We start from the raw sequence: 23,000 nt of genomic DNA, 5'->3' as shown, positions 1-23,000 counted from the left end.
TAGCGCTAAATCGTGCGACGACGGGCTAACGCAACGCCAGCGCCGATCAGCCCGCCGATAATGCCCCACATGACCATCAGAAAAGCGCGGCGGGGACTGTCTCGTTTTACCGGCTCTTCCGGCGTACGCAAATAACGGTAGGTCTGAAAACGCGGGTCCAGAGTCGGACCCACGTTCAGCGTGCTCAGCATGGCCCGGTTCTGGAAGTAATCCAGATCAAACGACGGGCCTGCGGCCTGCAGATTTTCGAGGCGCGCCTGCAGCATCGGCCGTCCGAGCAGAAACAGCTCGGAGTCCGGCAGCTCATCCGCCGGAACGTCGGTGGTGGTGCGCGAAATATTATGCTGTTGCGCGATGTGCAGCGCCTGCTCAATGCTGTGAAGACGGCGGGCGTACATCGACTGAGCCACCTCTTCCTGACGCTTTACCTGCGCCCTGAGCTGCACGGTGCGCGCCGCCCATGCGCCTTTAAGCTCTTCATTAAGATGGCTGGCCGCGCGCTGGCTGGCGAAAGCCACGTACTGGCGCAGCAGGTTGTTCGCGTCCGGCGCGGTTTCCGCAATCAGCTTTACGCTGTCGTTCGTCGCGCGGGCGGTGTCCGCGGGGGTAAACTGAATCGCGTTTATCAGCTCATCCAGCATCGCGGCATCAGCCTTACTGTTCCCCACCATGCGCTGCTTGTAATAGTCGGTCTGTAGCCAGAAGTCGCGGCGGGTGTCCCAGGAGGCCAGCTGCATAATAAATTCTTTGTAGCTTTCATCCATCACCGAAGGCCGATCGCCGGAGGCCTCGCTGGACCTCAGATCCAGATTGCGCAAAAACTGCTGCTGTGAGTAGTAACCGCCCAGCATGTTGACGGTCGGGCGATCGGCAATGGCGGTCGCGCTCCACTCCTGGCGGGCAAAAAAGGTATAAGCCAGCGCAATCAGGGCAAACAGCAGCGCCATTCCGACAATCCATAGCTTTCCGGCCCATAAAGTGCGAAATAAGCCGCGAATATCCAGTTCATTTTCCGCATTCACGGCATCTGCTCCCGGTAATGATTGCGTCATCGCTTCCTCAGCTTACTTGGTTAACGTTGGGTTATTTTCACGGCCTCGACGCAGCCTGCGCTTTACGCGCTTAATAAATCTCGCCACTTTCCAGGCGCGTTTAATACAGTAGCCGTAGAGAAAAAATGCTAGCAAGAAGAGGACCAACATGACCCACTCGGGGATAAAATGAGAATACTCCGCCAGCACCCCGACGGAGGCCAGCAGCGCGGCGGCAAGCGTAATCAGGACAAAGGCCTGGCGGGAGGTGAATCCGGCGCGCATGATCAGGTGATGAATATGCTGACGGTCCGGTGAAAAGGGGCTCATCCCTTTGCGCAGGCGACGATACATAATCGCCACCATGTCCATCAGCGGAATGGCGATGATCCACAGCGCGGTAACCGGACTGATAGGGTGGGTTTTGCCCTGGGTCGTCTCCAGTAAAATCCAGATAACGGTAAAACCGATTAACGTACTGCCGGCATCGCCCATAAAGACTTTGTAGCGACGCCCAAGAATACCGAGGTTGAGCATAATGTAGGGCAAAATCGACGCGATCATCGCGAAGCACCAGATGGCGAGGCTGGTTTGACCATCGAGCCACAGAATAAGCCCCATTGCCGCGAAGGAGACGCAGGACAGCCCTCCCAGCAGCCCGTCGATGCCGTCAACCATGTTAAAAGCGTTGATTGCCGCCCAGACCGCAAAGAGAGTCAGGAAATAACCAAACGGCCCCAGCACCATCTCCCAGGAGCCAAAAATGTAGCCGAGGCTGCTGAGATAGAGCTTGCCCACCGCCATCATCACCACGCCGATGGCGGCCTGAATGGTTGCACGAATTTTTACGCTGATGTCGAAGCGGTCGTCCAGCGCGCCGATGAATACCAGCACCCCGGCACAGGCCAGATAGAGAGCGGCATGGGGAATATAATAATTTACGATGCCAAACGTGAAGCAGATCCCCGCGTAAACCGAGATCCCTCCCACTAGCGGTATCAATCCCTGGTGGCGTTTGCGGAAGTTGGGTTTATCCACCAGACCGACCTTTTTTGCAACCTTGCGCGCTAAAAAAAGGAACAGTGTTGTGAATAAAAAAATACTGATGAGATCAGTACTTGCTGTCAGTAAATTCACAATGCAAGCTCTCAGAGAAAATTAATAGCAGAAGTATAACCACGAAGACATTTATGCAGAAGGGAAACTCCATTCCGAAACGTCATTTTTGTATAATAATCAACCATTCGATACCAGACCTGTTCTTTAACCAGGCGCGGCGTCGACGCTGAGCCAGAAGCGCCTCATCAAGCCCGCCAGTACAGCGTACGGCTCGCCTCCCCCAGGGCCGGAACCATTCAGGCCCATTATCGAATGACTCGCCGTGCGTCTGGAAACACCAAACCTTACGGGCCAGAAGAACGCCAGCAAGATACCACTCTCAGCGCAGCGGCCCAGGTGGCCATGTTGAGGTTAATGTATCGTTAAGGTTACAGCGATTAAAAAAAAACGCCACGTAAAAACGTGGCGTTTCTGGTCGGAAATGTCCTTACGAACGCTTCATCATATCGAAGAAGTCGTCGTTGGTCTTGGTCATCGCCAGCTTGTTGATAAGGAATTCCATTGCGTCAATTTCCCCCATCGGGTGGATAATCTTACGCAGGATCCACATCTTCTGCAGCTCTTCCTGAGTGGTAAGCAGCTCTTCTTTACGGGTGCCGGAACGGTTGTAGTCAATCGCCGGGAAGACCCGTTTTTCAGCAATCTTACGCGAGAGGTGCAGCTCCATATTACCGGTGCCTTTAAACTCTTCATAGATGACTTCATCCATTTTAGAGCCGGTATCGATCAGCGCCGTGGCGATGATGGTCAGGCTGCCGCCCTCTTCTACGTTACGCGCCGCGCCGAAGAAGCGTTTCGGACGATGCAGGGCGTTGGCGTCAACGCCGCCGGTCAGCACCTTGCCGGACGCCGGGACCACGGTGTTATAAGCGCGCGCCAGACGAGTAATGGAGTCAAGCAGAATGATAACGTCTTTTTTGTGCTCAACCAGACGCTTCGCCTTCTCGATCACCATTTCCGCAACCTGTACGTGACGGGAAGCCGGCTCGTCAAAGGTGGACGCTACAACTTCGCCCTTAACCAGGCGCTGCATCTCGGTCACTTCTTCCGGACGTTCGTCAATCAGCAGCACCATCAGCACGCAGTCAGGGTGGTTGTAGGCGATGCTCTGCGCGATGTTCTGCAGCAGCATGGTTTTACCAGCCTTCGGCGGGGCGACGATCAGACCGCGCTGGCCGCGGCCGATCGGCGAGGCCAAATCCAGAACGCGAGCCGTTAAGTCTTCCGTCGAACCGTTGCCGCGCTCCATACGCAAACGCGAGTTGGCGTGCAGCGGGGTTAAGTTTTCAAAAAGGATCTTATTACGGGCGTTTTCCGGCTTATCGTAGTTAACCTCGTTAACCTTCAGCAGCGCAAAGTAGCGTTCGCCTTCTTTCGGCGGACGAATCTTACCCGAAATGGTATCACCAGTGCGGAGGTTGAAACGGCGGATTTGGCTGGGGGAAACGTAGATGTCATCAGGACCGGCGAGGTAGGAGCTGTCTGCAGAGCGGAGGAATCCAAATCCATCCTGCAATATCTCCAGCACACCGTCACCAAAGATATCTTCGCCACTCTTTGCGTGCTGCTTCAGGATGGCAAAAATAATGTCCTGCTTGCGCATACGGGCCAGGTTTTCCAGCCCCATATTTTCGCCGAGAGTGATCAGCTCAGAAACCGGCGTATTCTTTAATTCGGTAAGATTCATAATGGTGTGAGTTCTTAAACGTGGGGTAAATCTCGAACTTATGTTGTGAATGGTATGGCAGGGTCATCCATGCCTGTTTACGGCCATCAATTCATGTCTGTCCGCTGTCTGGCCACAGGAGAGTACGCAGAACTGAAACGACAAGACGGATTGAATGATAAGCCAGAAATCTGTTTGTTTCTCGCGTAAGAAAAAACGGGAAACACTGGAAATAACCAGATTCAAACTTAATAAGGTATGTTTAAAACGAAGTCAACGTTAAGTTAGCACGACTCCGGTCGGGCGTCCAGTCATCCGGCTAATTTAGGATTAATGGAGCCCGATCGTGAGATTGTCTTAGCCGATATTAGCGTCGAGAAACTCTTTCAGCTGGCCTTTGGACAGCGCGCCGACTTTAGTTGCGGCCACTTCGCCGTTTTTAAACAGCAGCAGGGTCGGGATGCCACGAATGCCATACTGCGGCGCGGTCGCCGGGTTCTGGTCGATGTTCAGTTTAGCCACCGTCAGTTTGCCCTGATATTCGTCAGCGATCTCATCCAGAATCGGGGCGATCATTTTGCACGGTCCGCACCACTCTGCCCAGAAATCAACGAGGATGGCCCCGTCCGCTTTGAGTACATCCGTGTCAAAACTGTCGTCAGTCAGGTGAATAATTTTATCGCTCATATATAACTCCACAGGATTAAGCCTGGCGTGTTGGTGTAGCATTAACCCACTAAAGGTTGACTTTATTTCACCGGATACGCTTTCGTAAAGCAATAGTAAGCTGATATTCTACCACCACTATGAGCAAAACACATTTAACAGAACAGAAGTTTTCCGACTTCGCCCTGCACCCACAGGTCATTGAAGCCCTTGAAACTAAAGGCTTTCATAACTGCACGCCCATTCAGGCTCTCGCCCTCCCGCTCACGCTGGCGGGTCGCGATGTTGCGGGTCAGGCGCAAACCGGAACCGGAAAAACGATGGCGTTTCTGACGTCCACGTTTCATTATCTTCTCTCTCATCCCGCGATAGCCGATCGTCAGGTAAACCAGCCGCGGGCGCTGATTATGGCACCAACACGCGAACTGGCCGTGCAGATCCACGCCGACGCCGAGCCGCTGGCGCAAACCACCGGCCTGAAGCTGGGGCTGGCCTACGGCGGTGACGGCTACGACAAACAGCTTAAGGTGCTGGAAAGCGGCGTCGATATCCTGATCGGCACCACCGGGCGTCTCATCGACTACGCGAAACAAAACTATATTAACCTCGGTGCCATTCAGGTCGTCGTTCTCGATGAAGCCGATCGGATGTACGATCTGGGCTTTATTAAAGATATCCGCTGGCTGTTCCGCCGCATGCCGCCGGTCACCCAGCGTCTGAACATGCTGTTCTCCGCCACACTTTCTTACCGCGTCCGCGAACTGGCCTTCGAGCAGATGAACAATGCCGAATACGTGGAAGTAGAACCGGAGCAGAAAACCGGCCACCGTATTAAAGAAGAGTTATTCTATCCCTCTAACGAAGAGAAAATGCGCCTGCTACAGACGCTGCTCGAAGAAGAGTGGCCGGATCGCGCCATCGTGTTCGCCAATACCAAGCACCGCTGTGAAGATATCTGGGGTCACCTGGCCGCTGATGGTCACCGCGTCGGCCTGCTGACCGGCGACGTCGCCCAGAAAAAACGCCTGCGCATTCTGGATGAGTTTACCCGTGGCGATCTCGATATTCTTGTCGCAACCGACGTCGCGGCGCGCGGTCTGCATATCCCTGCGGTAACCCATGTCTTTAACTATGATCTTCCGGACGACTGCGAAGACTATGTACACCGCATCGGCCGGACCGGACGCGCCGGAGCCAGCGGTCATTCGATCAGCCTCGCCTGCGAAGAGTACGCGCTGAACCTGCCCGCTATTGAGACCTATATTGGCCACTCGATTCCGGTCAGTAAATATAACCCGGACGCCCTGATGACCGATCTGCCGAAGCCGCTGCGCCTGACGCGCCCGCGCCCTGGCAACGGCCCGCGTCGCACCGGCGCACCGCGTAACCGTCGCCGCCCGGGCTAATAAAGTGATGCCATACGCGGAATCCTTTGGCCCGTATCAGAACGGCAAGAGAAGGTATCCCGAACCGCTGATTTCGGATACCGTTAGCCTGGCGGTCAGGCACGGTCTTGTACGCGCTGGCTGGGCGATCCGGCCAACGCGGAAACGGGTTAAAGGATAAAGTGTATGAAGACGACCTCGCTGTATGCGGCGATCGACCTCGGTTCCAATAGTTTTCATATGCTGGTCGTACGCGAGGTGGCGGGCAGCATTCAGACCCTTTCGCGCATTAAACGCAAGGTGCGGCTGGCCGCGGGCCTGAATGACGACAATACTCTCTCAGCGGAAGCGATGGAGCGCGGCTGGCAGTGCCTGCGCCTGTTTGCCGAACGTCTGCAGGATATTCCCCAGGCGCAAATTCGCGTGGTCGCAACCGCGACGCTGCGTATTGCCGTCAATGCCGGGGAATTTATTGCCAAAGCGCAAACCCTTCTCGGCTGCCCGGTGCAGGTTATCAGCGGTGAAGAAGAAGCGCGCCTGATCTATCAGGGCGTTGCCCACACCACCGGCGGAGCGGATCGCCGTCTGGTGGTCGACATCGGCGGTGCCAGTACCGAACTGGTCACCGGAACCGGCGCACAAACCACCGCCCTGTTCAGCCTGTCGATGGGCTGCGTTACCTGGCTTGAACGCTATTTCAGCGACCGTAACCTGGCCCGCGAGAACTTCGATCGGGCGGAAGAGGCCGCGCGCGACGTGCTGCGCCCGGTGGCCGACAAGCTTCGCTATCATGGCTGGCAGGCGTGCGTCGGCGCTTCCGGCACCGTGCAGGCGCTGCAGGAAATCATGATGGCGCAGGGGATGGATGAACGCATCACCCTGGCCAAGCTGCAGCAGCTGAGACAACGGGCAATCCTCTGCGGACGCCTGGAAGAGCTGGAAATCGAAGGCCTGACGCTCGAACGGGCGCTCGTCTTTCCCAGCGGCCTTGCCATCCTGATCGCCATTTTCACCGAACTGGATATCCAGGAGATGACGCTGGCGGGCGGCGCGCTGCGGGAGGGGCTGGTTTACGGCATGCTTCATCTGACGGTGGATCAGGATATTCGCCGCCGCACCCTGCGCAATATCCAGCGCCGGTTTATGGTCGACACCGACCAGGCGCAGCGCGTGGCAAATCTGGCGGCGAACTTTCTTGAACAGGTGCAGGACGAATGGCTCCCGGAGCCGGTGAGCCGCGACCTGCTGCAGAGCGCCAGCCAGCTGCATGAGATCGGCCTGAACATCGACTTTAAGCAGGCACCGCAGCACGGGGCTTATCTGGTGCGGAATCTCGATTTACCGGGCTTCACCCCGGCGCAAAAGACACTGCTGGCCACGCTGCTGTTAAACCAGACCAATCCGGTAGATCTCTCCTCGCTCCACCAGCAAAACGCGGTGCCGCCGCGCGCGGCGGAGCATCTCTGCCGACTGCTGCGGCTGGCGATTATTTTTGCCAGCCGCCGTCGTGACGATCTGCTGCCGGATATACAGCTACGGGCGAGCGGCGAGCGGCTGACGCTAATCCTGCCGCCGGGCTGGCTGGAACAGCATCCGCTGGGCAATGAGCTTATCGTGCAGGAGAGCCAGTGGCAAAGCTACGTTCACTGGCCGCTGGACGTGCTGTAGCCGGGCGACTCCGGCCCTTATAAACCGCATCACGCTTTATTTCTCTTTCGCTTTCGCCATCATTGCCCGGATACTGGCAATATTGGCCTGGCCCTTCAGCATCCGCTCTTCGGGGCTGACCGCTTTGCGCGCCTGTTCCCAGATAAGATCGTCCTGGGGTAGCTCCAGCAGAAAGCGGCTCGGCTCCGGGCGCACCAGCTCGCCGTACTGGCGACGCTCTTTGCAGAGCGTGAAAATCAGCTCCTTCTGGGCACGGGTAATGCCGACGTAGGCCAGGCGGCGCTCCTCGTCGATATTATCCTCATCGATGCTGCTCTGGTGCGGCAGAAAACCCTCCTCCATGCCCACCATAAACACGTAGGGAAACTCCAGCCCCTTTGAGGCGTGCAGCGTCATCAGCTGCACCTGATCCAGCTCCTCGTCGCTCTCGCCACGCTCCATCATGTCGCGCAGCGTAAAGCGCGTGACCACCTGAGTCAGGGTCATTGGCTCATCAAGCTCGCTGCCTTCAAGCATTTCGGTCATCCAGCTGAACAGCTGGTTGACGTTTTTCATGCGCATCTCCGCCGCCTTCGGGCTGGGAGAGGTCTCATATAGCCAGGACTCATAATCAATGCCGTGGATAAGATCGCGCACGGCGGCCACCGGCTCGCGCTCAGCCAGCCGCTGAACCTCACCCAGCCAGTGGGTAAAGCGGGTCAGAGCCTCATAGCCGCGCCCGGTCAGGGTCTGGCTAAGTCCCATATCAAAGCTGGCGGTAAACAGGCTTTTACTGCGGCTCGTCGCCCACTCTCCCAGCTTTTGCAGGGTGGCGGGGCCAATTTCACGCTTCGGCGTATTCACAACGCGCAGAAAGGCGCTGTCGTCGTCCGGATTGGTCAGCACCCGCAGATAGGCCAGCAGATCTTTAATTTCCGGACGCGAAAAGAAGGAGGTGCCGCCGGAAATTTTATAGGGGATGCGGTTCTGCATCAGAAATTTTTCGAACACCCGCGACTGGTGGTTGCCGCGGTAGAGAATGGCGTAATCTTTGTAATGGGTCTTATTGATAAAGTGATGGGCGATCAGCTCGCCGGTAACCCGTTCGGCCTCATGCTCTTCGTTATTGGCGCTGAGCACCTTAAGCTCCGCGCCGTAGCCAAGCTCAGAAAAGAGACGTTTTTCAAAGACGTGCGGGTTATTGGCAATCAGGATGTTAGCGGCCTTCAGGATGCGCCCGGAGGAGCGGTAGTTTTGCTCCAGCTTAATCACCCGCAGCGCCGGAAAGTCCTGACTCAGCAGCACCAGATTCTGGGGGCGGGCACCGCGCCAGGAGTAGATCGACTGATCGTCGTCACCGACCACGGTAAACCGCGCCCGGCTTCCTACCAGCAGTTTGACCAGTTCGTACTGGCTGGTGTTGGTATCCTGATATTCGTCTACCAGCAGGTAGCGGATTTTATTCTGCCAGCGCTCGCGCACCTCTTCATTACGCTGCAGCAGCAGAGTCGGCAGCAGGATCAGATCGTCAAAATCAAGGACGTTGCACGCCTTCATATGCGCGTCGTACAGACCGTAACAGTGGGCGAAGATGCGATCGCGCTCCCCCTGCGCCCCGGCGGCGGCCTGAGCCGGCGTTTTCAGATCGTTTTTCCAATTGGAGATCGTCGAGATCAGCTGCTGAAGCAGCGTTTTATCATCTTCGATCGCCCCTTCGGTCAGCTCTTTTAACAGCGCCGTCTGGTCGGTGTCGTCAAACAGCGAAAAGTTGGCTTTCATCCCCAGCGCCGCATATTCGCGCTTGATCACCTCCAGCCCCAGGGTATGGAAGGTGGAGATCATCAGCCCGCGCGCCTCTTTACGCCCCAGCGTCTGCCCCACGCGCTCTTTCATTTCGCGCGCTGCTTTATTCGTAAAGGTCACCGCCGCAATATGGCGCGCCTGATAGCCGCAGCCGCGAATCAGATGGGCTATTTTATTGGTGATTACGCGCGTTTTGCCAGAGCCAGCGCCCGCCAGCACCAGGCAGGGGCCGGTGACAAATTCGACAGCTTGTTGTTGTCCGGAGTTTAAACGCATAAGACGGCTACTCAATGAAAGACGGGAGGGGGAATTTAGAGCGTGGTAGTATAGCCAGCCTCAACCACCCCACTCAAGGCACGATCATGGCAAAAATAGCAGCAGCGCTGCATATCCTTGTTAAAGAAGAGAAACTGGCTGTGGATCTTCTGGAACAGATTAAAAACGGTGCCGATTTCGGCAAACTGGCGAAGAAACACTCTGTCTGCCCGTCGGGTAAAAGAGGGGGCGATCTGGGGGAATTTCGCCAGGGCCAGATGGTGCCGGCGTTTGATAAAGTGGTGTTCTCCTGCCCGGTGCTGGAACCAACCGGCCCGCTGCACACTCAGTTCGGCTACCACATTATAAAAGTGCTGTACCGGAAATAAACAGCAGGGCCTTCCCGAAGAGAAGGCCTTTTAGGTTGGCTCCTCTCCCTGTAGGAGAGGGTCAGGGTAAGGGCATCAGCCGACTTTTATTATCCTGCGACGGCAATACGCTTCATATCCGTCATATAGCCGCGCAGTTTTTTACCCACCTGCTCAATGGCATGGCTGCGAATGGCTTCGTTGACGTCGCGCAACTGGGCATTGTCGACCGCGCCTTCGGCAATGGCTTTACCCAGATCGCCGGGTTGCAGCGTGGTCATAAACTCTTTCAGCAGCGGCACGCAGGCGTAAGAGAACAGATAGTTGCCATATTCCGCGGTATCGGAGATCACCACGTTCATCTCGTAAAGGCGCTTACGGGCGATAGTATTGGCGATCAGCGGCAGTTCGTGCAGAGACTCGTAATAGGCGGACTCTTCAATGATGCCGGAATCAACCATGGTTTCAAACGCCAGCTCAACGCCCGCCTTCACCATCGCGATCATCAGTACGCCTTTATCGAAATACTCCTGCTCGCTAATTTTACCATCAAACTGCGGCGCGGTTTCAAAAGCGGTTCTCCCGGTCTCTTCGCGCCAGGTCAGCAGCTTCTTATCGTCGTTGGCCCAGTCGGCCATCATGCCGGAAGAAAATTCGCCGGAAATGATGTCGTCCATATGCTTCTGGAACAAAGGAGCCATGATGGTTTTCAACTGCTCAGAAAGCGCGTAAGCACGCAGCTTCGCCGGATTAGAGAGCCTGTCCATCATCAGCGTAATGCCGCCCTGCTTCAGCGCCTCCGTAATGGTTTCCCAACCGTACTGAATGAGTTTTTCTGCGTACGCCGGATCGGTTCCTTCTTCCACCAGCTTGTCAAAGCAGAGCAGGGAGCCTGCCTGCAGCATACCGCACAGGATGGTCTGCTCCCCCATCAGGTCAGATTTCACTTCCGCCACAAAGGAGGATTCCAGCACGCCCGCGCGATGGCCGCCGGTGGCCGCCGCCCACGCCTTAGCGATCGCCATACCTTCGCCCTTCGGGTCGTTTTCCGGATGGACGGCGATCAGGGTCGGTACACCAAAGCCGCGCTTATACTCTTCGCGCACTTCGGTGCCCGGGCACTTCGGTGCCACCATGACCACGGTGATGTCTTTACGGATCTGCTCGCCCACCTCGACGATGTTAAAGCCGTGAGAATAGCCCAGCGCCGCGCCGTCTTTCATCAGCGGCTGCACGGCGTGCACCACGTCCGAGTGCTGCTTGTCTGGCGTCAGGTTCACCACCAGATCCGCCTGCGGGATCAGCTCTTCATAGGTGCCGACCCGAAAGCCGTTTTCGGTCGCCTTGCGCCAGGAGGCGCGCTTCCCGGCAATCGCCTCTTTACGCAGGGCATAGGAAATATCCAGCCCGGAGTCGCGCATGTTCAGCCCCTGATTGAGGCCCTGAGCACCGCAGCCGACGATGACCACTTTTTTACCCTGAAGATAGCCTGCGCCATCGGCAAATTCGTCGCGACCCATAAAGCGACATTTTCCCAGTTGTGCCAGCTGCTGGCGCAGATTCAGCGTGTTAAAGTAGTTAGCCATGGTGAAGTTACTCCGTGAAGTTGTGCGTCTTGTTATTCGCTTTTGCGAGATAGCATCACTATATGACAGGAAATTCATTGCGAAAATTGATATATTCACAACGTCACGTTGCATTTTGTGCAATTTAAAATTAAGGGATGCGGCCTGTGGATTTACGCGATCTGAAAACCTTCCTGCATCTGGCGGAGAGCCGCCATTTTGGCCGCAGCGCCAGGGCGATACACGTCAGCCCCTCCACCCTCTCCCGCCAGATCCAGCGGCTGGAGGAAGATCTCGGCCAGCCGCTGTTCGTGCGCGATAACCGCACCGTCACCCTCACCGAAGCGGGAGAGGAGCTGCGCATCTTCGCTCAGCAGACGCTGCTGCAGTATCAGCAGCTGCGCCACGCTATTGACCAGCAGGGGCCGTCCCTCTCCGGCGAATTACATATCTTCTGTTCGGTCACCGCCGCCTACAGCCATTTGCCGCCGATTCTCGACCGCTTTCGCGCTGAACATCCGTCGGTGGAGATCAAGCTCACGACCGGCGACGCCGCCGACGCGATGGAGAAGGTCGTCACCGGCGAGGCGGATCTGGCCATTGCCGGCAAACCGGAAACCCTGCCCGGCGCGGTGGCCTTTTCAATGCTGGAAAATCTGGCGGTGGTGCTGATCGCGCCAGCGTTACCCTGCCCGGTGCGTAATCAGGTCTCAACAGAGAAGCCCAACTGGTCGACGGTGCCGTTTATTATGGCCGACCAGGGGCCGGTGCGGCGGCGCATTGAACTGTGGTTTCGCCGCCATAAAATCAGCAACCCGTCAATTTATGCTACGGTTAGCGGCCATGAGGCGATGGTCTCTATGGTGGCGCTCGGCTGCGGCGTGGCGCTGCTTCCTGAGGTGGTGCTGGAAAACAGCCCGGAGCCGGTGCGCAACCGCGTAATGATCTTAGAGCGTAGCGATGAAAAAACGCCGTTTGAACTGGGCGTCTGCGCGCAGAAAAAGCGGCTGCACGAACCGCTCATTGATGCGTTCTGGAAAATTCTGCCGGCCATTTTTTAATGGAAAATAACCCAATACAAGGAGTAATAAAATGCCGATAAAACGCTGGGCGATAGCTATCCTCGTCCTGGTATGCTGCACCACCCAGGCAAAGCCGAAAAACATTACCATTCAGGACGTCAAATACATGGCGTTGCAAAAGTGTCTCAATATTCACTATCGCGCGCTGACGCCTGAGGGGACTTTTATGGCCTTCAACCATGACGCCTCTTTTCTGGTAGAGGGCTACGCGCTGGCTAACGCCGGACTGTGGGAATCGTTTCTGCGCTACATTGAGCGAGAAACTAAAGACTTCGACAAGCTGACCATGTCGCTGAAGAATGAAAGCGGAAAGGCGAACAACGTGCTGGCACAATGCATAGCTTTTTATGAATCCGATCGGCTCGATCGGTACGTGCGCAACACGATTATGAAATAGCGTGGCAAACGATGGCCGGAAAGTACAAAGAGTAAGTTCCGGTCATCATAATCACTAACCTGCCAGAAAAAACCGAAATGCCGGGTTATTCGTCTCGTCATGACACTCATAACCCAACTCTTTTAACCGCGTCTCAAAATCCGGCTCGTGTTCGCCCAGCTCAAACGCCGCCAGCACGCGGCCATAGTCGGTACCGTGGCTGCGATAGTGGAACAGAGAGATATTCCAGTGGGTGCCCAGCGTATGCAGGAACTTCAGTAGGGCACCGGGTGATTCCGGAAACTCGAAGCTAAACAAACGCTCCTGTAGCGGCTGCGACGGACGACCGCCGACCATATAGCGCACATGGAGCTTGGCCATTTCATCGTCGGAAAGATCCACCACGCTGTAGCCACCTTCATGCAGCAGGTTGAGGATCTCTTTACGCTCTTCCAGACCGCGGCTCAGGCGCACGCCGACAAAAATGCAGGCATTTCTCGCATCGGCGAAGCGGTAGTTAAATTCGGTCACCGAACGACCGCCCAGCAGTTGGCAGAACTTGAGGAAGCTACCCTTCTCTTCCGGAATGGTGACCGCCAGCAGCGCTTCGCGCTGTTCCCCCAGCTCGCAGCGTTCAGAAACGTAGCGCAGACCGTGGAAATTGACGTTTGCCCCGGAGAGCACATGCGCCAGGCGTTCGCCGCGAATAGCGTGCTGAGCGACGTATTTTTTCATCCCCGCCAGCGCCAGCGCCCCGGAAGGCTCCGCCACCGCACGTACATCTTCGAACAGGTCCTTCATCGCCGCACAGATCGCATCGCTATCGACAGTAATAATATCGTCGAGATGCTCCTGGCACAGACGGAAGGTTTCATCGCCGATGCGTTTAACCGCCACCCCTTCGGCAAATAGCCCGACGCGGGGTAAATCAACCGGATGACCCGCCTCCAGAGCGGCTTTCAGACATGCGGAATCTTCAGCTTCAACCGCAATAACTTTAATTTGCGGCATCAGTTGCTTGATCAGCACCGCCACACCGGCCGCCAGCCCGCCGCCGCCAACCGGCACAAACACCCGGTCCAGATGAGCGTCCTGCTGGAGCAGCTCCAGGGCCAGCGTTCCCTGTCCGGCAATGACCATTGGATGATCGAACGGCGGCACCCAGGTGAAGCCCTGCTGCTGCGACAGCGCAATCGCTTTCGCCTTGGCTTCGTCAAAGTTAGCCCCGTGCAGCAGCACCTCACCGCCAAAGCCGCGCACCGCATCCACTTTAATATCAGCGGTGGTCAGCGGCATGACGATCAGCGCCTTTACGCCGAGGCGTGACGATGAGAACGCGACGCCCTGGGCATGGTTGCCCGCCGATGCGGTGACCACGCCGCGCGCTCTTTGCTCTTCTGTCAGCGCGGACATCATGGCGTAAGCGCCGCGCAGCTTGAAGCTGTGAACCGGCTGCCGATCCTCGCGCTTGACAAGGATGGTATTATCGAGCCGCGAAGAGAGCTTCTCCATTTTCTGCAGCGGGGTTACCTGTGCGGCCTCATATACCGGTGCACGCAGTACGGCGCGGAGATACTCCGCCCCCTCCGGAGTCGCCGAAAGAGGCTGTGATTCGGCCATTCTTAACCTCCCAGCTTTGATTTATCGCGGACCGCGCCTTTGTCTGCGCTGGTCGCCAGACTGGCGTAGGCACGCAGGGCTAACGAGACCGGGCGCTGTCGATCTTTCGGCGTCCAGGCTTTGTCACCGCGGGCCTCCTGCAGTTCGCGACGGGCGGCAATTTCCGCATCGCTCAGCTGCAGGTGGATACCGCGATTGGGGATATCAATAGCGATAATGTCGCCATCTTCAATGATCGCAATATTCCCGCCGCTGGCCGCTTCCGGAGAAACATGGCCAATAGACAGCCCGGAGGTTCCGCCGGAGAAGCGGCCGTCGGTGATCAGCGCACAGGCTTTACCCAGCCCCATCGATTTCAGGAAGCTGGTCGGATAAAGCATCTCCTGCATACCCGGACCGCCCTTCGGCCCTTCATAGCGGATCACCACCACATCCCCCGCCACAACCTTACCGCCGAGGATAGCCTCTACCGCATCGTCCTGGCTCTCATAGACCTTTGCCGGGCCGGTAAATCGCAGAATACTTTCATCAACGCCTGCGGTTTTCACAATGCAGCCGTTTTCAGCAAAATTGCCGTACAGCACCGCCAGCCCGCCGTCTTTGCTGTAGGCGTGCTCCAGCGAGCGAATACAGCCTTCGGCGCGATCGTCATCCAGCGAATCCCAGCGGCACTCCTGCGAAAAGGCCTGGGTCGTACGCACGCCCGCCGGACCGGCGCGGAACAGGGTTTTTACCGCCTCATCCCGGGTGACCATCACGTCATACTGTTCGAGGGTCTGCGGCAGCGTCAGGCCCAGCACGTTTTTAACGTCGCGATTCAGCAGCCCGGCGCGATCCAGCTCGCCGAGGATCCCCAGCACGCCGCCCGCCCGGTGCACGTCTTCCATATGATATTTCTGCGTGCTCGGCGCAACCTTGCACAGCTGCGGCACCCTACGGGAAAGCTTATCAATATCGCTCATGGTGAAGTCGATTTCCGCTTCCTGCGCCGCCGCCAGCAGATGCAGCACGGTATTGGTGGACCCGCCCATAGCAATATCCAGCGTCATCGCATTTTCAAACGCCGCCTTGTTGGCGATATTGCGCGGCAGGGCGCTTTCATCATTCTGCTCGTAATAGCGTTTAGTCAGTTCCACGATGCGGCTGCCGGCGTTGAGGAACAGCTGCTTCCGATCGGCATGGGTCGCCAGCAGCGAGCCGTTGCCCGGCTGCGAAAGCCCCAGCGCCTCGGTCAGGCAGTTCATGGAGTTGGCGGTGAACATACCAGAACAGGAGCCGCAGGTGGGGCAGGCGGAACGCTCAACCTGGTTGCTCTGCTCGTCCGAAACCGTTGGATCCGCCCCCTGAATCATTGCGTCAACCAGATCCAGCTTGATGATCCGATCCGACAGTTTGGTCTTCCCGGCTTCCATTGGTCCGCCGGAAACGAAAATCACCGGAATGTTCAGGCGCAGAGAGGCCATCAGCATTCCCGGGGTGATTTTGTCGCAGTTGGAAATACAGACCATCGCATCGGCGCAGTGGGCGTTCACCATATACTCCACCGAGTCGGCAATCAGCTCGCGAGACGGCAGTGAATACAGCATCCCGCCGTGGCCCATCGCGATTCCGTCATCCACGGCAATGGTGTTGAACTCTTTGGCGACGCCGCCGGCAGCTTCGATTTGTCCGGCGACCAGCTTGCCGAGGTCACGCAGATGAACGTGGCCCGGCACGAACTGGGTAAATGAGTTCACAACCGCAATAATCGGCTTGCCAAAATCGGCGTCGGTCATTCCTGTAGCGCGCCACAGGGCGCGAGCGCCCGCCATGTTGCGGCCGTGAGTGGTGGTGGCGGAACGGTACTTAGGCATGCTCTTTTCACTCCCTATTTTTATTTATCAAATGGGACGGTGCATACCGTCCCATTTTTTAATTAGCGATTGACCTGATCCAACCAGCCCCATTTATCTTCCGTTTCGCCGGTAAACAGGCCAAAGAAGGCTTGCTGAATGCGCCTGGTCACCGGACCGCAGCGCCCTTCACCCACCTGAATGCCGTCCACGCTGCGAACCGGCGTTATCTCCGCCGCGGTGCCGGACATGAACACCTCGTCCGCCAGATACAGCGATTCGCGGGACAGCACCTGTTCGCGGATCTCAATATCCAGATCTTTCGCCAGCTTAATGATCGCGTCGCGGGTGATGCCTGGCAGCGCCGAAGAGGTAAACGGCGGAGTAAACAGGATGCCGTCCTTCACTTCAAACAGGTTTTCGCCCGCGCCTTCGGAGATATAACCGTTTACGTCCAGGGCGATGCCCTCCTGGTAGCCGTGACGGCGCGCTTCACTGCCAACCAGCAGAGAGGAAAGGTAATTGCCGCCCGCTTTTGCCGCCGTCGGGATAGTGTTCGGCGCGGCGCGATTCCAGGAAGAAACCATCGCATCGATCCCCTGCTCCAGCGCTTCCGCGCCCAGGTAAGCCCCCCAGGGGAACGCGGCGATGATCACATCGGTGGTGTACCCCTCAGGTGGGTTAACGCCCATGCCGACGTCGCCAACAAACACCAGCGGGCGGATATAGGCGCTGGTCAGGTTGTTCTTACGGATCACCGCCCGGCAGGCGTCCATCAATTGATCAACGCTTTGGGAAACCGGGAAACGATAAATTTTGGCTGAGTCATGCAGTCGCTGCATATGTTCCCGATGACGGAACACCACCGGCCCTTTATGCGAGTCATAGCAGCGGATACCTTCAAATACCGACGTGCCATAGTGCAGCGCGTGGGACATGACGTGCACCGTTGCGTCTTCCCAACGAACCATCTCGCCATTGAACCAAATGTAATCAGCTTTTTTTGTCGACATTTTTTTTCCCTTTTGCGCTCAGGCGCGGATCTGTTGTGATGTGGTTGTGTTCTGGCGGATAGCAACATGCGCAACATCCACCAGCTTTTTTAACTGGCTAAACAGTAATTCGACCGGTCGGGGGCTGGCAACGGTCAATTCGATATTTATGTTCTGTGCATCGCTGGTCGTTTCCATATTGATTGAACACACCTGAAAACCGCGATGACGCACCACACGTAAAACACGTTCTAATGTCTCGGGGTTATAGCGGGCCGCCACGTTAACCTGATGTTGTATCATGATAATTTCTCCAGCATTTCTGAGTTGCTGGCGCCCGGAGGCACCAGAGGCCAGACGTTCTCAAGCGCGTCAATTGAGACATGAAGCAGGTAGGGACCATCGCTGTTCAGCATGGCGTCGAGCGCGTCTTCAACCTGGTCTTTACGGGTGATGTGTTGGCCAGGAATACCAAAAGCGCTGGCTAACATAAGGAAATCGGGGTTATCACTAAGAATGGTTTCGCTATAGCGCTCCTGAAAAAACAGCTGCTGCCACTGCCGCACCATCCCTAACCGCTGATTATCAAGCAGTACGATCTTCAACGGCAGCTGCCTGCGTTTTACGGTGCCCAGCTCCTGCACGTTCATCATGAAAGAGCCGTCGCCGGAGATACAGATCACCATATCGTCCGGTCGCGCCACCTGCGCGCCCACCGCGGCCGGTAAACCAAACCCCATCGTGCCAAGGCCGCTGGAGGTAATAAAATTTTCCGGAAGTGTATGGGCCATATGCTGTGCCGACCACATCTGATGCTGGCCGACGTCGGTGGTTATCACGCAGTTGGCTGGCTTACGATCGGAGAGCTGTTTTAACAACAGCGGTGCATAGATCGTTTCACCTGGAAAGTCGTAGTGCCACGCATGGGCAGCGCGCAGCCCCGCGCAGCGCTGCCGCCACGGGTCGATATCGATCGGCTGCTGCAGCGCTGGCAACAGTCCGTTGAGATCGCCCTGCAGGGCCACGTGCGCCTGACGCAGCTTATTCATTTCCGCCGGGTCGATATCTATATGGATTACGCTGGCCTCCGGCGCAAAGGTATCCAGCCTGCCGGTCACCCGGTCATCAAAACGCGCGCCGACAGCGATCAGTAGATCGCACTCCTGTACCGCAAAGTTTGCCGCTTTAGTACCGTGCATCCCCAGCATGCCAAGATAGTATGCGTGGTCGGCACTTACCGCCCCCAGCCCTTTCAGGGTGCAGGCCACCGGCATCTGCGTCTCCCGGAGAAATTCGCGCAGTGCCGGAACCGCCTGCGCTATTCCGACGCCACCGCCTATGTACAGCATCGGCTTTTGCGCCCGCGCCAGCATTTGTTGCGCCTGCTCAATCTCTGCATACGGGAAAGATGCCTCGTTTTCCACCGTGGTAAACCACGGCTCCAGCTCACCGCAGGCCAGCTGGATATCTTTTGGAATATCAATCAGTACCGGGCCTGGGCGGCCACTGTTCGCCACATCAAAAGCTTCAGCCATAATGCGCGGCAACTCATCCAGCGACGGCACCAGAAAGCTATGTTTAGTGCAGGCCAGCGAGAGTCCTAATACGTCTACTTCCTGAAACGCATCACTGCCAATAAGCGGAGCGGCAACCTGACCGGTGATAGCCACAACGGGGACGGAATCCAGCAGTGCATCGGCAAGGCCAGTGAGCAGATTGGTGGCTCCGGGACCGGAGGTGGCGATACATACCCCGGTTTTACCTGTTGCACGGGCATAGCCGATCGCAGCCATTACCGCCCCCTGCTCGTGACGACACAGCAGGTGCTCCACGCCACCATCGTACAGCGCATCATAGACGGGCATAATTGCGCCACCAGGATAGCCGAAAACGATGTCAACACCCCGTGCCCGCAAAGTATGTACGACCCACTGCGCTCCATTCATAGTTACTTCCCCGTCATGATCGCTGGCAAACAGAATTTTATGCTGAAATTAATTTTCCGATCGCCTGATGTATTTTTAAGGTCAAAAAAAACCCCCGGACCTTTCGGTGCGGGGGTCTTGGTTGGCAATAACTTGATTTCTAAGTATTTACTCTTCCAGGTGCAGCCCCGCACGGTGGGATAATAATCACCACCACGCTAATCACGACCAGGCTAATCACTCGTAGAAGGGCTGTCATTTTCGTCTTTTCTTGTATCTTGCTCGAAGGAATGCCTAAAGAGTTATCATAGTTTTTATCGATAGCACAATATTTTTTTACGCTAAATTTTCTGAAACCAGCGAAAAACAAAATAAAAACCATTGTTTTTTATAGTAAAAAGAAGGAAAAAAAATATTTCTTCCCGGAACCTGAAAGCGGTTTTTCGCTCACTCATTCCTCCTCAGACGCAGAAAATGCGTGCCGCCTTCCAGCGAGCGTGTTGTTCGATAGTTGTTAAGTAAAAAGCAGTGAACAGGCGTCTAATTTCACAAAAAACAGATAATGATAAGGGTAATAAGCGCTACATAATGGCGGTTTGAGGAGGAGCTATGTCGCTGGCAATTGTTCATACACGTGCGGCGCTTGGCATTAATGCGCCACCAATTACTATTGAAGTTCATATCAGCAACGGTTTACCGGGGCTGACCATGGTCGGTCTACCGGAAACCACCGTAAAAGAGGCGCGGGATCGAGTACGCAGCGCAATCATTAACAGCGGATACGACTTTCCGGCAAAGAAAATCACCATAAATCTTGCGCCAGCAGATTTGCCTAAGGAGGGCGGGAGATATGATTTACCTATCGCTGTCGCGCTGCTGGCCGCGTCGGAGCAGCTTAAAACCGATAGGCTTGCCGACTACGAACTGGTGGGCGAACTGGCGCTGACAGGCGCGCTACGCAGCGTGCCAGGCGTCATATCCAGCGCGACGGAGGCACTGCAGGCAGGCAGAGGAATTATCGTCGCTCAGGAAAATGAATCTGAGGTTGGATTAATAAGCGCCGAAGGATGCCTGATCGCCCCTCATCTGCAGGCCGTTTGTGCTTTCCTTGAAGGAAAACACGATCTGGCCCGCCCCTGTGCCAGGAAAGCGCTTTACCACGCCCCATGCGACGATCTCAGCGATATTATCGGCCAGGAACAAGGAAAACGTAGCCTGGAGATCGCGGCGGCTGGAGGACATAACCTGCTGTTAATTGGGCCACCCGGTACGGGAAAAACTATGCTCGCCAGCCGCCTTAGGGGCCTGCTGCCGCCGCTTAGCGATGAGGAAGCGCTGGAAAGCGCGGCTATTCTCAGCCTGGTGACCTGCGGATGTGTATCCACACAGTGGAAGCAACGCCCCTTTCGCTCCCCCCACCACAGCGCATCATTAGCCGCAATGGTTGGCGGCGGCTCGATGCCTTTGCCTGGTGAAATATCCCTGGCACATAACGGCATTTTATTTCTCGATGAGCTGCCGGAGTTTGAACGTCGGACGCTGGATGCGCTGCGAGAACCCATTGAATCCGGCCAGATTCATATTTCACGCTCCCGGGCTAAAATCGCCTATCCCGCGCGCTTTCAGCTGATAGCTGCGATGAATCCCAGCCCGACGGGACACTATCAGGGCAACCATAACCGCTGCTCGCCAGAACAGACGTTACGCTACCTCAGCAGGCTGTCCGGCCCTTTCCTCGATCGCTTTGATCTGTCGCTGGAAATCCCCCTGCCGCCGCCCGGAATACTCAGCCAGGCCAGCGCTAAGGGGGAGAGCAGCGCGGCCGTTAAAAGCCGCGTTACAGACGCCAGGGAGCGTCAGTATTCTCGGCAGGGGAAGCTGAACACCCATCTGGATAATCGGGAAATACGCCGGTATTGCCAGCTGGCAGAAGAGGATGTGCAATGGCTTGAAGAGTCGCTTATCCAGCTGGGGCTTTCCATACGCGCCTGGCAACGCCTGCTTAAGGTTGCCCGAACGATAGCGGATCTCGGCCACGCCAGGCAGATTACACGTCAGCATCTTCAGGAGGCGGTTAGCTATCGTGCTATCGACCGGTTACTGATCCATTTACAAAAAGCGCTGATGTAAAAAAGGGCTTACGCCCTTTTTTTAATCATCAGACTCGGTGTACTCTTCGGCACCTTCCATCTGCGGCTTGCCGCCGGAAAGCGTGTGAAAACGCTTCGGCCGTTTAATTCGCGTCATATACTTAGACCAGACGCGCTCTGCTTCCGTTACCGGCTCACGCTCGCCGCGGCAGACGGCGACAAAGAGCTTCTCTTCTTCAGTGATCGGTTCACGTTTTCCCAGATCCAGCTCATTAAAGGCATAACCATAACGCTCAAGTAGCTGCGCCTCTTTAATAGTGAAATCACCATGACGAGAGAATCCGCGTGGATAATGTTTATTGTCGAAATAACGATTAGTCGTCGTAAAGCTTTCCGCCATCCTGCACGCTCCTAATTCTTTGGCCAAGCTGTTTATGGCGCGGAGTATTAGTTACGCTTGACAGAGCGTCAAACAAAACATTTAAATCATAACGACAAATAATTTTGCGGAGAGCCATGTGGATACGGAATTGCTAAAAACTTTCCTGGAAGTTAGTAGAACACGCCATTTTGGCCGGGCCGCTGAAGCGCTCTATCTGACCCAGTCAGCGGTGAGTTTTCGCATCAGACAACTGGAAAATCAGCTGGGTGTTAACCTTTTTACCCGTCACAGAAATAATATTCGCTTAACCACCGCTGGCGAAAAGCTTTTACCCTATGCGGAAACGCTGATGAATACCTGGCAGGCGGCACGAAAGGAAGTTGCGCACTCCTCGCGGCATAACGAGTTCTCTATTGGTGCCAGCGCCTCACTATGGGAGTGTATGCTCAACGGCTGGCTGGAGCGCCTGTATCAGAAACAAGAAACGCAAACCGGCCTGCAGTTCGAGGCCCGGATAGCCCAGCGTCAATCGCTGGTAAAACAGCTTCATGAACGCCAGCTCGACCTTTTGATCACCACCGAAGCACCTAAAATGGATGAGTTCAGCAGCCAGCTGTTGGGACATTTCACATTAGCGCTTTATTGCAGTAAGCCATCAACCCTAAAAAACGAACTGAACTATCTACGTCTGGACTGGGGGCCAGATTTTCAACAGCATGAAGTCGGATTAATTGCTGCCGATGAAGTACCTGTACTGACAACCAGCTCAGCAGAACTGGCCCGACAGCAGCTTGCAGCGCTTAAGGGATGCAGCTGGCTTCCTGTCTGCTGGGCCAGGGAGAAGGGGGGACTGCATACCGTTGCTGACAGCACTACGCTCTCACGGCCCTTGTATGCGATATGGCTGCAAAATAGCGACAAACAGGCGCTTATCCACGATCTTTTAACGACCACCATTTTAAATGACTAATCGGTGGCGGCGACCAGGCATGGAAGCCTACGAGAAGATAAAGGAGGGTTAACGGAGATTTTGGATAAAAAAAATCCTTAGCGTTAGCTAAGGATTATTTTCTGGCAGGGGCGGAGAGACTCGAACTCCCAACACCCGGTTTTGGAGACCGGTGCTCTACCAATTGAACTACGCCCCTAATTAGGGTGGCGGAACGGACGGGACTCGAACCCGCGACCCCCTGCGT

Annotated in this window: 21 protein-coding genes and 1 tRNA gene; 7 read left to right on the top strand and 15 right to left on the bottom strand. The window is 56.0% G+C overall.

What is annotated here, in order from left to right:
* Positions 1-5 precede the first annotated feature (5 nt).
* The 5 genes from wzzE to trxA all read right to left on the bottom strand — a co-directional run bounded on the left by wzzE (position 6) and on the right by trxA (position 4,503).
* Positions 6-1,052: an ECA polysaccharide chain length modulation protein gene (gene wzzE / locus GJV78_RS15135; RefSeq protein ID WP_155109101.1), complete on the bottom strand. Its 1,047-nt coding sequence runs from the start codon at positions 1,050-1,052 to the stop codon at positions 6-8.
* Positions 1,053-1,064: 12 nt separating this feature from the next.
* Positions 1,065-2,168 (bottom strand): UDP-N-acetylglucosamine--undecaprenyl-phosphate N-acetylglucosaminephosphotransferase, encoded by a 1,104-nt coding sequence (gene wecA, locus GJV78_RS15130; RefSeq protein ID WP_167519589.1) that lies wholly within the window; start codon positions 2,166-2,168, stop codon positions 1,065-1,067.
* Positions 2,169-2,577: 409 nt separating this feature from the next.
* A complete protein-coding gene (rho, locus tag GJV78_RS15125) occupies positions 2,578-3,837 on the bottom strand; it encodes a transcription termination factor Rho (RefSeq protein WP_002437993.1) in 1,260 nt (419 codons plus the stop codon).
* An 86-nt stretch (positions 3,838-3,923) separates the two neighbouring features.
* On the bottom strand, positions 3,924-4,043 hold the full coding sequence (locus GJV78_RS15120; RefSeq protein ID WP_167519588.1) for a rho operon leader peptide: 120 nt from the start codon (positions 4,041-4,043) through the stop codon (positions 3,924-3,926).
* Positions 4,044-4,173: 130 nt separating this feature from the next.
* A complete protein-coding gene (trxA, locus tag GJV78_RS15115) occupies positions 4,174-4,503 on the bottom strand; it encodes a thioredoxin TrxA (RefSeq protein ID WP_155109099.1) in 330 nt (109 codons plus the stop codon).
* 119 nt (positions 4,504-4,622) lie between these two features.
* Between trxA and rhlB the strand changes: the two genes are divergently transcribed.
* Together rhlB and gppA are read left to right on the top strand one after the other, a co-directional pair.
* On the top strand, positions 4,623-5,888 hold the full coding sequence (rhlB, locus tag GJV78_RS15110; protein ID WP_155109098.1) for an ATP-dependent RNA helicase RhlB: 1,266 nt from the start codon (positions 4,623-4,625) through the stop codon (positions 5,886-5,888).
* Between the two features lie 165 nt (positions 5,889-6,053).
* On the top strand, positions 6,054-7,535 hold the full coding sequence (gppA, locus tag GJV78_RS15105) for a guanosine-5'-triphosphate,3'-diphosphate diphosphatase (protein ID WP_155109097.1): 1,482 nt from the start codon (positions 6,054-6,056) through the stop codon (positions 7,533-7,535).
* Positions 7,536-7,571: 36 nt separating this feature from the next.
* Here the strand turns inward: gppA and rep are convergent, their stop codons facing one another.
* Positions 7,572-9,593 (bottom strand): DNA helicase Rep, encoded by a 2,022-nt coding sequence (gene rep / locus GJV78_RS15100; protein ID WP_155109096.1) that lies wholly within the window; start codon positions 9,591-9,593, stop codon positions 7,572-7,574.
* 86 nt (positions 9,594-9,679) lie between these two features.
* Between rep and ppiC the strand changes: the two genes are divergently transcribed.
* Positions 9,680-9,961, top strand: a complete 282-nt coding sequence (gene ppiC, locus GJV78_RS15095) for a peptidylprolyl isomerase PpiC (protein ID WP_155109095.1) — start codon at positions 9,680-9,682, stop codon at positions 9,959-9,961.
* 89 nt (positions 9,962-10,050) lie between these two features.
* Here the strand turns inward: ppiC and ilvC are convergent, their stop codons facing one another.
* The gene (gene ilvC / locus GJV78_RS15090; RefSeq protein WP_155109094.1) at positions 10,051-11,526 is read right to left on the bottom strand and encodes a ketol-acid reductoisomerase; all 1,476 of its coding nucleotides are present in this window, start codon (positions 11,524-11,526) and stop codon (positions 10,051-10,053) included.
* A 146-nt stretch (positions 11,527-11,672) separates the two neighbouring features.
* Between ilvC and ilvY the strand changes: the two genes are divergently transcribed.
* Entirely contained in the window at positions 11,673-12,566 is an 894-nt protein-coding gene (gene ilvY, locus GJV78_RS15085; RefSeq protein WP_167519587.1) for an HTH-type transcriptional activator IlvY, read from the top strand.
* Positions 12,567-12,597: 31 nt separating this feature from the next.
* Positions 12,598-12,984 carry a hypothetical protein gene (locus GJV78_RS15080; protein WP_155109092.1) on the top strand — a complete coding sequence of 129 codons (387 nt, stop codon included), beginning with the start codon at positions 12,598-12,600 and terminating at the stop codon, positions 12,982-12,984.
* Between the two features lie 54 nt (positions 12,985-13,038).
* Here GJV78_RS15080 and ilvA read toward each other — a convergent pair whose 3' ends face one another.
* The 6 genes from ilvA to ilvL form a co-directional block, all read right to left on the bottom strand.
* A complete protein-coding gene (gene ilvA, locus GJV78_RS15075) occupies positions 13,039-14,583 on the bottom strand; it encodes a threonine ammonia-lyase, biosynthetic (protein WP_155109091.1) in 1,545 nt (514 codons plus the stop codon).
* A gap of 2 nt (positions 14,584-14,585) precedes the next feature.
* Positions 14,586-16,436, bottom strand: coding sequence for a dihydroxy-acid dehydratase (ilvD, locus tag GJV78_RS15070; RefSeq protein ID WP_155109090.1), 1,851 nt, complete (start codon positions 16,434-16,436; stop codon positions 14,586-14,588).
* A gap of 62 nt (positions 16,437-16,498) precedes the next feature.
* Positions 16,499-17,428: a branched-chain-amino-acid transaminase gene (gene ilvE / locus GJV78_RS15065; protein ID WP_155109089.1), complete on the bottom strand. Its 930-nt coding sequence runs from the start codon at positions 17,426-17,428 to the stop codon at positions 16,499-16,501.
* Positions 17,429-17,446: 18 nt separating this feature from the next.
* The gene (gene ilvM / locus GJV78_RS15060) at positions 17,447-17,710 is read right to left on the bottom strand and encodes an acetolactate synthase 2 small subunit (protein ID WP_155109088.1); all 264 of its coding nucleotides are present in this window, start codon (positions 17,708-17,710) and stop codon (positions 17,447-17,449) included.
* Entirely contained in the window at positions 17,707-19,353 is a 1,647-nt protein-coding gene (ilvG, locus tag GJV78_RS15055) for an acetolactate synthase 2 catalytic subunit (RefSeq protein ID WP_155109087.1), read from the bottom strand. Before ilvG ends, ilvM begins: the two co-directional genes overlap by 4 nt.
* 139 nt (positions 19,354-19,492) lie before the next feature.
* Positions 19,493-19,591, bottom strand: coding sequence for an ilv operon leader peptide (gene ilvL / locus GJV78_RS15050; protein ID WP_155109163.1), 99 nt, complete (start codon positions 19,589-19,591; stop codon positions 19,493-19,495).
* 350 nt (positions 19,592-19,941) lie between these two features.
* Here ilvL and GJV78_RS15045 point away from each other — a divergent pair, with 350 nt between their 5' ends.
* Positions 19,942-21,462: a YifB family Mg chelatase-like AAA ATPase gene (locus GJV78_RS15045; RefSeq protein ID WP_155109086.1), complete on the top strand. Its 1,521-nt coding sequence runs from the start codon at positions 19,942-19,944 to the stop codon at positions 21,460-21,462.
* A 21-nt stretch (positions 21,463-21,483) separates the two neighbouring features.
* On the opposite strand, the gene maoP is transcribed toward GJV78_RS15045, so the two are convergent.
* Positions 21,484-21,822: a macrodomain Ori organization protein MaoP gene (gene maoP / locus GJV78_RS15040; protein ID WP_155109085.1), complete on the bottom strand. Its 339-nt coding sequence runs from the start codon at positions 21,820-21,822 to the stop codon at positions 21,484-21,486.
* Positions 21,823-21,940: 118 nt separating this feature from the next.
* On the opposite strand from maoP, the gene hdfR reads away from it, so the two are divergent.
* Positions 21,941-22,774 carry an HTH-type transcriptional regulator HdfR gene (gene hdfR, locus GJV78_RS15035; protein ID WP_167519586.1) on the top strand — a complete coding sequence of 278 codons (834 nt, stop codon included), beginning with the start codon at positions 21,941-21,943 and terminating at the stop codon, positions 22,772-22,774.
* Between the two features lie 102 nt (positions 22,775-22,876).
* On the opposite strand, the gene GJV78_RS15030 is transcribed toward hdfR, so the two are convergent.
* A tRNA-Trp gene (locus tag GJV78_RS15030) sits at positions 22,877-22,952 on the bottom strand.
* Between the last annotated feature and the right edge of the window lie 48 nt (positions 22,953-23,000).

This window comes from Intestinirhabdus alba (assembly GCF_009711095.1).
Classification (GTDB): Bacteria; Pseudomonadota; Gammaproteobacteria; order Enterobacterales; family Enterobacteriaceae; genus Intestinirhabdus; species Intestinirhabdus alba.
This window is presented reverse-complemented; position numbering and strand designations above follow the sequence as displayed.